Below are 12,326 nucleotides of genomic sequence, written 5' to 3'. Positions count from 1 at the left end.
GCATGCGCAGCCCCTATTGTTGTTTTCAAAAGCGGGTTCAGATCATGCTCGGATCGGGCTCCAGGCCCATCAGCTCACGCCCGAGGATCTGCGCACAGACGTCGTAGTCGGTGTAGGCATGGGCGCCGGTCATGTGCGAATCGCGGAACAGGCGCTGCATCTCGTTATGTTCGAACCAGGTATTGCCGCCAGCGGCTTCGAACAGGCGGTCCACCGCCTGGATGCACATCTTGGTGGCGTAGGCTTGGTTGGTGCGCCAGAACGCCAGGGTTTCGCGGCTAGGGTAGCGTTGCTGCTCACTGTGCTCAGCGTGTTCGGCCCAGGTCTTTTCCAGGAACGCTCGCGCGGCGCCCACCTGGTGCGTCGACTCGGCCAGGCGCATCAGCGCCGGGGTGGCGGCACCGACTGCGGCACCGGTGTAGGCGCGTACTCGCGTTTTGGTCTTCTCGCGGAACACTTCCAGCATCCGCTCGGCGACGCCCAGGCTCACGGTGGAAAAACCGCTGGCGAAATAGGGTCGATACGGCGAGTAGAACACCTTGCTGTCGGGGTACAAGCCGAAGCCTGCGGACTTGCCTTCCATCATGTCCTTGGCCTTCTGGATGCGGTGCTCCGGCACCCTGGCCTTGTCGATGATCAAGGTCTTGGTGCCGCTGCCTTTCATGCCCGCCGCAAACCAGTCATCGCGGATCTGATAGTCACTGCGCGGCAGCACCGCAAAGCAGTAATCCTGAGTGCCCTCGGCATTGGGCCGACGGAATCCGACAATCGCCCATTCGGCGTGATCGCAGCCGCTGCTCCAACCCATCTCACCGCTGAACAGCACGCCACCCTCGACCTCTTCGGTGCGACCGAACGGCGCGATACTGCTGCTGGCCGTGGCATTCGGGTCCAATCCCCAGACTTCCTGCTGCAACTGGGCAGAAAACAGTGCCAGTTGATGGCTGTGCGTACACAGCAGGCTCATGGCCCAGGCCGTGCTGGCGCAGGCTCCGGCGAGCAACGCGATGCAGTCGGCAAACTGTGGCAGCGACAACTCCATGCCACCGAACGCTTTGGGCTGGAACGCACGGTGCAGGCCGATGCCTTTGAGCAGCGCAATATTCTCGGCGGGCACCTTGCGATCCTGCTCGGCTTGGAAGGCATTGGCGGCAATGGTCGGCAAGACAGACTTGAGGTCTTCGAGGAGCGGGTTTGGCTTTTTCATGGATGGCCCTGCTTATTATTGGATGTCCGGGCAACCCCAAAAAGCGAGGCGTGGCGCCGGATGCAGGGCCAGTATGGAGCGCAGTTTGCCGGCCGAACATGCACCTTCCAGAGTCAAGATTGTACTTTTCAAAGGCTCAGAGTGATCCGTCGCGCACAGGTATTGGCAGCCACAGACATGCCACTCGGCAGCCAGAGTCAAGCCCGTTCCGGCCACTGCAATTAACCTCGGGCTTTTCAATGTCTGCCACCAGGAAAAACCCCATGAGCGATATTCCACTGCTGCCCCAGGTTGAAGCCTTCCTCGGTCGAAACCATACGTTGTTCATCGACGGTGGCTACGTCGAGAGCCATTCGAGCCAGCGGTTGGAGGTAATCAACCCGGCGACCGGCCAGGTCATCGCCGATGTCGTCGACGCCGACCAGGCCGACATCGACGCAGCCGTGGCGTCGGCGAGCCGAGGCTTCAAGCAGTGGTCGCAGGTCGCACCGGCGGTGCGCGGCAATGTACTGCTCAAGCTGGCCGACCTGCTGGAGCAACACCGCGAAGAACTGGCACAGATCGAAACCTGCCAGTCGGGGAAGATCATCCAGATTTCCCGTGCTTTCGAAGTCGACCAGGCCGCGCATTTTTTGCGTTATTACGCTGGATGGGCTACCAAGATCAGCGGCCAGACCATCACCCCGTCGCTGCCCTCCTTCGCCGGCGAGCGCTACACCGCGTTCACCCTGCGCGAGCCGGTCGGGGTGGTGGTCGGCATCGTGCCGTGGAATTTCTCGACCATGATCGCCATCTGGAAACTCGCCTCGGCGCTGGTAACCGGTTGCAGCATCATCATCAAGCCCAGCGAGTTCACGCCGCTGACCATCCTGCGCATCGCCGAGCTGGCGATTGACGCCGGCCTTCCCGCCGGTGCGCTGAACGTATTGACCGGTGGCGGCAGCGTAGGCAAAGGCCTGATCGAACACCCCGGCACCGACAAGGTGTCGTTCACCGGCTCCGTGCCGACCGGGATTGCGGTGGGCCAGAGTGCCATGGGCGCCGGACTGACCCGGGCCACCCTTGAGCTGGGCGGGAAAAACTCGGCCGGGTTCCTGCGCGATGTGGACCTGGACAAGGCCGTCAACGGCATCATCGAAGCGGGCTTTTTGCACTCCGGGCAAATCTGCGCCGCCGCCGAACGCTTCTTTGTGCACCGTTCGCAGATCGAAGCGGTCATGGACAAACTGGCCCAGCGTCTGAGCGCGCTGAACATCGGCTCGCCCCTGGATGAGCGCACCGATTTCGGCCCGGTCACCAACCGCCAGCACCAACTCAAACTCGGCGAGTTCTTCGCCAAAGCCCGCGCCGAAAACAACAGCATCATTCACGGGGGAAACCTGATCGACCGTCCTGGCTGTTACGTCGAACCGACGATCATCCTCGCCAACAACGTCAACGACACCCTGCTCAACGAAGAGACCTTCGGCCCCATTGCCACGTTCTTGCCGTACGACAGCGAAGAAGAACTGCTGGCCTTGATGAACAACACGCCCTACGGCTTGAGCGCCAGCCTCTGGACCAACGACTTGGGCAAGGCCCTGCGCATGGTGCCCGCCATCGAGGCCGGCACGGTGTGGGTGAACATGCACACGATGCTGGACCCGGCGGTGCCGTTTGGCGGCAACAAATCCTCAGGTGTGGGTCGTGAGTTTGGCGGCGCCTTTATCGAGGATTACACCGAGCTGAAGTCAGTGATGATTCGCTACTAAAAACTCTTTATTGGATCCACTGGAGCATATCGACCGATAATCGCCCAACAAAATATCAATACAAGATTGACTCCCCATCCTACGGCCCATTTAATGGATCCATTAAATAAAAATAATCCGTTGCCTGGAGAGTCATCATGTACCCCAAGAACACGTGGTATGTCGCCTGCACCCCCGATGAAATCGCGCACAAGCCCCTGGGTCGACAGATCTGCGGCGAAAAAATGGTGTTTTATCGTGGCCAGGAAGGCGCCGTGGTGGCGGTCGAGGACTTCTGCCCCCATCGCGGTGCGCCGCTGTCGCTGGGTTATGTCGAGAACGGCAACCTGGTCTGCGGCTACCACGGGCTGGTCATGGGCGGCGACGGCAAGACCGTGGAAATGCCCGGTCAGCGGGTACGCGGCTTTCCGTGCAACAAAACCTTTGCCGCGGTTGAACGCTACGGCTTCATTTGGGTGTGGCCCGGCGATCAGGCCCAGGCCGACCCGGCGCTGATCCACCACTTGGAATGGGCCGTGAGTGACCAATGGGCCTATGGCGGCGGGCTGTTTGACATCCAGTGCGACTACCGCCTGATGATCGACAACCTGATGGACCTGACCCACGAAACCTACGTGCACGCCTCCAGCATCGGCCAGAAGGAAATCGACGAAGCGCCGCCCGTGACCACGGTAGACGGCGATGAGGTCGTCACTGCCCGGCACATGGAAAACATCATGGCCCCGCCGTTCTGGCGCATGGCCCTGCGTGGCAACAACCTGGCCGACGATGTGCCGGTAGACCGCTGGCAGATCTGCCGCTTCACCCCGCCCAGCCATGTGCTGATCGAAGTCGGCGTGGCCCACGCCGGCAAGGGTGGCTATCACGCCGCCCCCGAGCATAAAGCTGCGAGCATTGTGGTCGACTTCATCACCCCGCAAACCGAGACCTCGATCTGGTACTTCTGGGGCATGGCGCGCAACTTCAATCCCCACGATGAGGCACTGACCGCAAGCATTCGCGAGGGCCAGGGCAAGATTTTCAGCGAAGACCTGGAAATGCTCGAACGCCAGCAACAGAACCTGCTGGCCCATCCGCAGCGCAACCTGCTCAAGTTGAATATCGACGCGGGGGGCGTGCAGTCACGCAAGATCCTGGAGCGACTGATTGCCAAGGAACGCGCCCTCGAACCGCAACTGATCGCCACCGCCACCGCCTGAACAGCACGACAACTTTGCGAGGACTGAACATGATCGATGTGGTGGTGGTATCCCGTAACAACGAAGCCCAGGACATTTGCAGCTATGAACTGGCCAGTGTCGATGGCCAGCCGCTGCCGGCCTTCAGTGCCGGCGCGCATATTGACGTGCACCTGCCCGATGGGGTGATCCGGCAATATTCCCTGTGCAATCACCCCGAAGAACGTCATCGCTACCTGATCGGCGTGCTCAAGGACCCGACCTCCCGGGGTGGCTCGCGCAGCTTGCACGAGCAGGTTCACGAGGGCGCACACCTGACCATCAGCGAACCCCGCAACCTATTTCCCTTAGTCCACGACGCGCGTCGCAGCCTGCTGTTTGCCGGTGGCATCGGCATCACTCCGATCCTGTGCATGGCCGAACGCCTGGCCCATGCGGGGGCCGACTTCGAACTGCATTACTGCGCCCGCGCCAGCGAGCGTGCGGCGTTTGTGCAGCGACTCAAGGCGTCGCCGTTTGCCGAGCGAGTGTTCCTGCATTTCGATGAGCAGCCGCACACGGCCTTGAATGCTGCCGAGGTGCTGGCGGCGCCCGCTGACGACGTACACCTGTATGTCTGCGGCCCTGGCGGGTTCATGCAGCATGTACTCGACAGCGCACGCGCACAGGGCTGGCAGGAAGACTGCCTGCACCGCGAATACTTTAGTGCGGCACCGGTGGACAGCAGCCTCGACGGCGGCTTTTCGGTGAAGCTCGGCAGCAGCGGCCAGGTCTTCGAAATTCCCGCCGACAAGACCGTGGTCCAGGTCCTGGAAAGCCACGGTATCGAGATTGCGGTGTCCTGCGAACAGGGGATTTGCGGCACCTGCCTGACCCGTGTGCTGGAAGGCATACCGGAGCACCGCGATCTGTTTCTCACCGAGCAGGAGCAGGCGCTGAATGATCAGTTCACGCCCTGCTGTTCGCGGGCGAAAACGCCCTTGCTGGTACTCGATATCTAACCGGGTTACGACGCGGGCAGGATCACCTTCATGCGCGCGTCGGCGGTGGCTGAACTGAAAATCTCAGCATAGCGCAGGGTCGCGTTGGCATGCTCGCGCATGATGGCTTCGGCCCGTGCGCCCTGGCGATTGACCAGGGCGTCGAAGACCGAGTGATGCTGCATATGGGCATAGTTGAAGCGTCGGTACTCGCGGGCCATGTCCTCGCGATCCACCGCCAGCGCGGTCACCGAGGCGAACGGCAAGTGATCATTGCGCGCCAGGGCATCGGCGATCGCCGGGTTGTGGCTGCCTTCGACGATGACCTGGTGAAAGCGCATGTTCAGGTCGTGATAGACCTCAAGGTCGTCTTCGGTCACGTAGCCCTTTTCGAACAGTTGATCGCCCTCGACCAGGCAGCGCTCCAGCGCGGCGCGGGCCTCGTTGGATAACCCAAGCTCCGCAGTTTGACGCGCGGCCAGGCCTTCGAGCACGCCGCGCACTTCAACCGCGCCGGCAATGTCGCTGGGGCTGACCGAACGCACCTGATAGCCGCGCCCGCCAAACGGCACCAGCAGTCCTTCTTGTTCGAGGGTACGAAAGGCCATGCGCACGGGCATGCGCGACACGCCGAACAACTGCGCCGTGGGAATTTCCATCAGCCGCTCGCCCGCCGCCAACTCCCCGCTGGCAATCATCTTGCGCAGTGCAACCAGCACCAATTGACCGGGCTTACTCATCCAGGCAACTTCCAGAAAACGTGGGTCGCCATAGTACCGCAAGCCTCTGCCGCCGTCAGACGAATGCCAGTGCCGCCCGCGCCCCGTCTATCGCGCCCAAGTGCTGGGCCAGCCTCGATGGCAGGTAATCAAAAAAGAACCCGGCGCTTTGCAGCTTGGCGGCGCGCAACGGATCCCCTTCGGGCAATGCCCTGGACACCCGTGCCGCCCGCGCCCAGGCAAAGGCCAGCAGCGCAACGCCACACAGCTGGAGGAAATCCGGCGCAGCGCGATACGGGTATTCGCTGTCTTCCAGGGAGCGTTCGCGGATGGCACTCACCACCGTGCCCAAGGCATCGCACAGGCCGCCAAGTGCCCGGGAGAAGGCCGCGCATTCGACGAACTCGCTGCCCTGCCCGGCCTCTGCACGCAACTCGCCCAGCAGCAGGCCGAACACCCGACCGTCATCCCCAAGCACCTTGCGCAGCAACAGGTCATTGGCCTGGATCTCATTGCTGCCCTCGTAGATCATCGCGATGCGACTGTCGCGCAGGGTTTGCTCGATGGCGAACTCGGCGACGTAGCCGTAACCGCCGAAGACCTGCAAGGCATTGCTGGCCTGGCGGAAGCCCTGTTCAGTGAAAAACGCCTTGATGATAGGGGTCAGCAACGGCGCCAATGGGTCGTCCCGATCCAGCAGGTGCGCCGCCCAGTAACCGATAGCGCGCATGCCCTCGCTGGTGGTGCGCAGCTCCAGCAATACACGCCGCATGGCCGGGTGATAGCGGATCGGATCGGCCGCCTGGGCCGCCACTTCTTCAGGCCTGATCGGTGCGCGCATCTGCACACGGTCGGCGGCGTATTGGCGGGCGTTCTGCCACGCCGCCTCGGCATGCCCCAGGCCTTGCAGGCCCACGTGCAGGCGCGCCGAATTCATCATCACAAACATTGCCGCCAGGCCGCGATTGGCCTCGCCGATCAGCCAGCCCTGGGCAGCTTCGAACGTCAGCGAACAGGTGGCGCTGCCCTTGATGCCCATCTTGTGCTCAAGGCCGTCACAGCGCACGCCATTGACGTGGCCATCGTCCAATCGCTTGGGCACCAGAAACAGGGAAATACCGCGACTGCCGGGCGGCGCATCGGGAAGGCGCGCCAGCACCAGGTGCAGGATGTTGGCCGTGAGGTCGTGCTCGCCACCGGAGATAAACAGCTTGCTGCCGCTCAGGCGATAACTGCCATCCGCCTGGGGTTCGGCGCGACAGCGCAGCAAGCCGACGTCGCTGCCGGCCTGGGGCTCGGTCAGGCACATGGTGGGCAAGGCCTGGCCGCTGACGATTTCAGGCAAGTAGCGCGCCTGCAACCACTGCTCGGCGTGGGTCTTGAGGCACAGGTAAGCGCCGTGGGCGATCCCGGTGTACATGGCCCAGGCGTGGTTGCTGGCGTAGAGCATTTCTTGCAACGCCGCGTCGAGCAATTGCGGCAAGCCCTGCCCGCCCACTGCCTCGGCGCACGCCAGCCCTGGCCAGCCACCGTCCACATAGGCCTGGTAAGCCTCGACAAAACCATCCGGGGTGCTGACCTGCCCCGCCTGCCAACGGCAGCCCTGACGATCACCTTGACTGTTCAGCGGCGCCAGCACGCCCTGACTGAAGCGTGCAGCCTCCTCCAGCACCTGCATCGCCAGGGACAGGTCCAAGGCCTGCCATGCAGAGGGCGCCTGCAGCCAATGCTCCAGGACAAATTGCATATCGCGCAGGGGCGCCTCATAGCTCCACATCGGGACACCTCATCATCGAATAAAACGTGTGTGTTCAAGCGCGCCAGTCAGGGTTCTCGATCAGCAGCGCCATGCCCTGCCCGCCGCCCACGCACGCAGCAGCAATGCCGTAGCGCAGGTTGTACTGACGCAGTTGCCGGGCCAGGCTCATGACCAGGCGCAGACCGCTGGCAGCCAAAGGATGCCCCAGCCCAAGGGAGCCGCCCTGGACGTTGAGCCGGGTGCTGTCCAGCTCCAGCTCCTGGGCCACAGCGAGTACCTGGGCCGACTGCGCTTCGTTGATCTCGAAACGGCCGATATCGCTCAGGTTCAACCCGCTGCGGTGCAGCAACAGACGGATCGCCGGTGCCGGGCCGATGCCCATGAATTCGGGGGCCACGCCGACCACCGCGCTGGCCACCAACCGAGCCAGGGCCGTGCGCGTGCAGTCTGAGGCGCGTCCCACCAACGCGGCCGCCGCACCATCGACCACCGCACAACTATTACCGGCGGTCTGCACCCCGTCCGCATGCACGGCGCGCAAACGCGCGAGTGCCGCAAGGTCAGTGGGCCGTGGGTGACTGTCCTCGGTCACCGCAGCGGCGCGACGTGCCAGGGTGAGGCGTCGGGGTTGATAACCGTCAAGTTCGAACACCTGGTTATCGACGCTGACGATCTCTTGCGCCCAGGCCCCCTCACGCTGCGCCTGCAACGCACGCTGATGACTGTCACAGGCATACCGGTCCACCGCCTCGCGGCTCAGGCCATAACGGCGCGCCAGGTTATCGGCGGTGGCGATCATGTCCAGGCCGGGAGCCGGGTCGTACAGCGCCTCCCACAGAAAATCCTTGAATTGCACCTCGCCTCCCAGACGAAACCCGCCCCGGTGGGTGTAAGCAGCAATCGGATTGCGCGACATGGATTCAGCCGCCACGCACAGGGCCAGTTGCACCTCGTCGCGCAGTTGTTCAGCGGCCTGGCGCAACAGCTCGAAACCGGTGGCGCAGATGCGCTGCACCCCCAGCGCCGGGACTGATTGCGCCACACCGCTGTACAGCCCGATATGCCGTGGCAGCAAGTAGGCATCGAAGCTGGCCTGGGCCATGGAACCCGCCAACACGCTGTCCACCGCCTGCGGATCGATATCGGCCCGCGCCAGCACTTCACGGCCGACCTTGATCCCCAGGTCGATGGGTGAGACCTGGGACAGCGCACCACCGAGGTCGACCCACGGCGTGCGCACCGCCTCGAAAATCGCCGCGTCGGCAAACGCCGAATACTGCCCTGCGCCGCTCAAGGCTTGGGCCCGGCGCGCAGGATGGTGGGGTCTTCACCGCGATACAACGCCTCGACCTTGGCCGCGCGCCACTGCAGTACCGCCCGCTGGTTGATCGAACCTTTATCGGTGATTTCCCCACGGTCGATGGACGCGGGTTCGTCGAGCACGGCAATCCATTCCAGGCGACTGGCATTACCGGTGGCGTCGCGATTAAGGCGTTGCAACCAATCGCCGAACCATTGGCGCACCGGCTCGCTGGCCAATACCTGGGCGTCGCTGGCGTCGGCGCCCAAACCCGCCAAACGGCGGCATTCGTAGGCTCTGGGGAACACCAGCGCCCCCAGGCATTCGCGGTCCGGCGCGGCAATTACCAGGTCTTGCACGTAGGGCGAGCCTTCCAGTACCGCGCGATTGCGCAACGGGCCAACGCTGACAAACACCCCGGAAGACAGCTTGAAGTCTTCGGCAATGCGCCCGTCGAACATCAGCCCCAATTGCGGCTGGTGGGGATCGGCGAGTTTGATCGCGTCTCCGGAACAGTAGAAACCCTGGTCATCGAACACCTCGGCGGTTTGCTCGGGCGCGCGCCAGTAACCCGGCATGATGTGCGGCCCGCGAAAGCGCCCTTCGAACTTGCCGTCCACCGGCACCAGTCGCACTTCGCATCCCGGCGCGGGCAAGCCGATATAACCGGCCATGGACAACGGCCCAGTGGTGAACGTGCAGGACGGCGCGGCTTCGGTCATGCCCAGCCCGGCCATCATGCGGATGCGCTCACCGCAGTGCAGCTCGGCCACGCGGTCGAGGCGATCCCAGATGCTCTGTGACAGGCCCGCAGCGGCAAAGAAGAACAGTGTCATCCGCGCAAAAAAGCGCTCGCGCAACTCGGCATCCTGCTCCAGGGCGCTGACCAGTTCTTCCCAGCCCTTGGGGACAGTCAGGTAGGCCGTTGGCGAAATTTCCTTTAGGTTGCGCAGGGTCTCGGCAAAGCCCTGGACCGTGGGTTTGCCGTCGTCGAGGTAAAAAGTGCCGCCGTTATAGAGCACGATGCCGACGTTGTGGCTGCCGCCAAAGGTGTGATTCCAAGGTAGCCAGTCCACCAGCACCGGCGGTTCCTCGCCGAACACCGGAAAGGTCTGCAACAGCATTTGCTGGTTGGCGCAGAGCATGCGTTGAGTGGTGATCACCGCCTTGGGCAGTTTGGTCGAGCCCGAAGTGAAGAGGAACTTGGCAATGCTGTCCGGGCCGGTGGCGTCAAACGCCGCTTCAGCCTCGGCGCCACTCGGCGTTTGAAGCAGGCTGTCGAAGCTCACCCGAGTGCGCCCAGGCACTTCACCGCGCACACTGATCAACGGCGTTTCGGCGGGCAACACCGCCTCGATTGCGCGCTGGTAGGCGGCCGCATCGCTGACGAACACCAGCCCCGGTTGCAGCAGGCCACACACATGCCGCAGCTTGGCGAAATCCTGGGACAGCAGCGAATACGCGGGCGATACCGGGCAATACGGAATACCGGCATACATGGCGCCCAGCGCCACCTGCAAATGCTCGATATCGTTGCCCGACAACAATGCCAGTGGCTTGTCCGCCGACAGTCCGTAACTCAACAGGCCTTGGGCAATAGAGCGCACGCTGTCGAGCATCTCCCTGTAGCTCACGCGGCGCCAGTCGCCACCGCCCTGGCGTGCGGCGATAAACGTCTGCTCGGGGCGCACCCGGGCCCAATGCACAAGGCGATCGAGCAAGCGCGCAGGCAACTCGGCCAACGGCTCCAGGGAACGCATATGCAGCACGCCCTGCTCTTCGGTGACCTGCACCGGTGCGTGGCCGATGGACACTTCGCGGTATCGCGACGCGGACTGGGGTTGCGGTCTGAATTCGGAACTCACAAGGACGTCCTCCATCAAGGCGAATCAACGCCGCCTTGTTATTGTTATGTCGCAGCGCCTGCTCAGATCGGGTAGTGCCGTGGCCCGTTCTGCAAGGTCACCCAGCGCAATTGCGTGAAGTGTTCAATGGAGGCCTTGCCGCCAAAACTGCCGTAGCCGCTGGACTTGACCCCACCGAAGGGCATCTGCGCTTCGTCGTGCACGGTCGGGCCGTTGATATGGCAAATGCCCGATTCGACCCGCTGTGCCAGGGCCAGGGCACGGCCGGTGTCACGGCTGAAAATCGCCGCCGACAGGCCGAACTCCGAATCGTTGGCCAGGCGCAGCAAGGCTTCGTCGCCGTCACCACGCAACAGCACCGCCACCGGACCGAAGGACTCTTCGCGGTACAAACGCATGTCTTCGGTAACGCCATCGATCAGCGTCGGTTGCAGGATGCTGCCGTCCAGTTGCCCTCCGGCCACCAGCCGCGCGCCTTTGCCCAGCGCATCGTCGATCAGGGCCTTGATGCGCGTACCGGCGCTGGCGTCCACCAGGGAACCCAGTACCGAGTCCGCCGCCGTGGGATCACCGGCGCGCAGGGTCGCAACCTTGGCCGCCAGCTTGGCGACAAAGGCATCGGCGACCTTGGCGTCGACAATCAGGCGCTCGGTGGACATGCAGATCTGCCCCTGGTTGAAGTAAGCGCCAAAGGCTGCTGCCGATACGGCGGCGTCCAGGTCGGCGTCGTCCAGCACCAGCAACGGCGCCTTGCCGCCCAGTTCCAGCAAGGCCGGCTTGAGGTGACGGGCCGAGAGTTCACCGACGATCCGCCCGACATGGGTCGAGCCGGTGAAGTTGACCCGACGCACCGCCGGGTTGGCGATCAGCCGTTCGACAATTGCCGCCGCATCCGCCGGGGCGTTGCTGATGACGTTGACCACGCCATCGCCCAGGCCGGCGTCCTGCAGCACCTGGCCGATCAGGCGGTGCACTGCCGGGCTCAGTTCCGAGGCTTTGAGCACCACGGTATTGCCGCAGGCGAGCGGCATGGCAATGGCGCGGGTAGCGAGGATCACCGGAGCATTCCACGGCGCGATACCCAGCACCACGCCGCAGGGCTGACGCAGGGCCATGGCGAAGCTGCCAGGCACATCGGAAGGGATCACGTCGCCGGTGATCTGGGTAGTCATCGAAGCCGCTTCGCGCAGGATATTGGCCGCCAGGCGCACGTTAAAGCCATACCAGTTGGCCATGGCGCCGGTCTCGCCGGCGGCCGCGATAAATTCGTCGCTGCGCGCCTGCAACTGCTCGGCAGCCTTGAGCAGCCGGGTACGGCGTTCGTTGGGCGCCAGCGCCGCCCACGCGGGGAACGCAGTTTGGGCAGCGGCCACGGCGGCGTCAGCATCTTCCAGAGTGGCAGCGGCGACCCGCGAGACCACTTCACCGGTCACCGGGTTGCGACGCTCAAAGGTTCGACCGTCGCGCGCGGGGCACGACTGGCCGCCGATCAACAGGGGCACGTCCAGCATGGTGATTCCTCTTTATTGTCTTTATCGGGAATACGTTCAAGCAGGGTAAAACGGTG

General features: G+C 63.5%; 9 protein-coding genes. 3 read left to right on the top strand and 6 right to left on the bottom strand.

Translation table 11 applies throughout. The features are described 5' to 3' along the window. Nucleotides 1–37: 37 nt before the first annotated feature. Nucleotides 38–1,207 carry a p-hydroxyphenylacetate 3-hydroxylase oxygenase component gene (locus AOA61_RS18975; protein ID WP_099602402.1) on the bottom strand — a complete coding sequence of 390 codons (1,170 nt, stop codon included), beginning with the start codon at nt 1,205–1,207 and terminating at the stop codon, nt 38–40. Between the two features lie 263 nt (nt 1,208–1,470). On the opposite strand from AOA61_RS18975, the gene AOA61_RS18970 reads away from it, so the two are divergent. The 3 genes from AOA61_RS18970 (at nt 1,471) to AOA61_RS18960 (ending at nt 5,137) form a co-directional block, all read left to right on the top strand. Next, nucleotides 1,471–2,958 (top strand): aldehyde dehydrogenase family protein, encoded by a 1,488-nt coding sequence (locus tag AOA61_RS18970; RefSeq protein ID WP_099602401.1) that lies wholly within the window; start codon nt 1,471–1,473, stop codon nt 2,956–2,958. 137 nt (nt 2,959–3,095) lie between these two features. Beyond that, entirely contained in the window at nt 3,096–4,157 is a 1,062-nt protein-coding gene (locus tag AOA61_RS18965; RefSeq protein WP_099602400.1) for an aromatic ring-hydroxylating dioxygenase subunit alpha, read from the top strand. Between the two features lie 29 nt (nt 4,158–4,186). Further along, nucleotides 4,187–5,137, top strand: a complete 951-nt coding sequence (locus AOA61_RS18960) for a PDR/VanB family oxidoreductase (RefSeq protein ID WP_032891362.1) — start codon at nt 4,187–4,189, stop codon at nt 5,135–5,137. Between the two features lie 5 nt (nt 5,138–5,142). Here AOA61_RS18960 and AOA61_RS18955 read toward each other — a convergent pair whose 3' ends face one another. The 5 genes from AOA61_RS18955 to AOA61_RS18935 all read right to left on the bottom strand — a co-directional run bounded on the left by AOA61_RS18955 (nt 5,143) and on the right by AOA61_RS18935 (nt 12,270). Continuing rightward, entirely contained in the window at nt 5,143–5,856 is a 714-nt protein-coding gene (locus AOA61_RS18955; protein WP_095184855.1) for a GntR family transcriptional regulator, read from the bottom strand. A gap of 55 nt (nt 5,857–5,911) precedes the next feature. After that, on the bottom strand, nt 5,912–7,612 hold the full coding sequence (locus AOA61_RS18950; protein ID WP_099602399.1) for an acyl-CoA dehydrogenase family protein: 1,701 nt from the start codon (nt 7,610–7,612) through the stop codon (nt 5,912–5,914). A gap of 34 nt (nt 7,613–7,646) precedes the next feature. Beyond that, on the bottom strand, nt 7,647–8,888 hold the full coding sequence (locus AOA61_RS18945) for a thiolase family protein (protein ID WP_099602398.1): 1,242 nt from the start codon (nt 8,886–8,888) through the stop codon (nt 7,647–7,649). Further along, nucleotides 8,885–10,759 (bottom strand): feruloyl-CoA synthase, encoded by a 1,875-nt coding sequence (locus AOA61_RS18940; protein WP_032891358.1) that lies wholly within the window; start codon nt 10,757–10,759, stop codon nt 8,885–8,887. Before AOA61_RS18940 ends, AOA61_RS18945 begins: the two co-directional genes overlap by 4 nt. Before the next feature lie 62 nt (nt 10,760–10,821). Beyond that, nucleotides 10,822–12,270, bottom strand: coding sequence for an aldehyde dehydrogenase (locus AOA61_RS18935; RefSeq protein WP_032891356.1), 1,449 nt, complete (start codon nt 12,268–12,270; stop codon nt 10,822–10,824). Nucleotides 12,271–12,326: the final 56 nt, after the last annotated feature.

Source organism: Pseudomonas sp. 2995-1, from assembly GCF_002742505.1.
GTDB lineage: Bacteria > Pseudomonadota > Gammaproteobacteria > Pseudomonadales > Pseudomonadaceae > Aquipseudomonas > Aquipseudomonas sivasensis.
This window is presented reverse-complemented; position numbering and strand designations above follow the sequence as displayed.

What these genes read in the sequence shown, in the direction of transcription:
- AOA61_RS18960 (WP_032891362.1), top strand. Translation starts at nt 4,187, where the DNA reads ATGATCGATGTGGTGGTGGTATCCCGTAACAACGAAGCCCAGGACATT.
- AOA61_RS18965 (WP_099602400.1), top strand. Translation starts at nt 3,096, where the DNA reads ATGTACCCCAAGAACACGTGGTATGTCGCCTGCACCCCCGATGAAATC.
- AOA61_RS18975 (WP_099602402.1), bottom strand. Translation starts at nt 1,207, where the DNA reads ATGAAAAAGCCAAACCCGCTCCTCGAAGACCTCAAGTCTGTCTTGCCG.
- AOA61_RS18935 (WP_032891356.1), bottom strand. Translation starts at nt 12,270, where the DNA reads ATGCTGGACGTGCCCCTGTTGATCGGCGGCCAGTCGTGCCCCGCGCGC.
- AOA61_RS18950 (WP_099602399.1), bottom strand. Translation starts at nt 7,612, where the DNA reads ATGTGGAGCTATGAGGCGCCCCTGCGCGATATGCAATTTGTCCTGGAG.
- AOA61_RS18970 (WP_099602401.1), top strand. Translation starts at nt 1,471, where the DNA reads ATGAGCGATATTCCACTGCTGCCCCAGGTTGAAGCCTTCCTCGGTCGA.
- AOA61_RS18955 (WP_095184855.1), bottom strand. Translation starts at nt 5,856, where the DNA reads ATGAGTAAGCCCGGTCAATTGGTGCTGGTTGCACTGCGCAAGATGATT.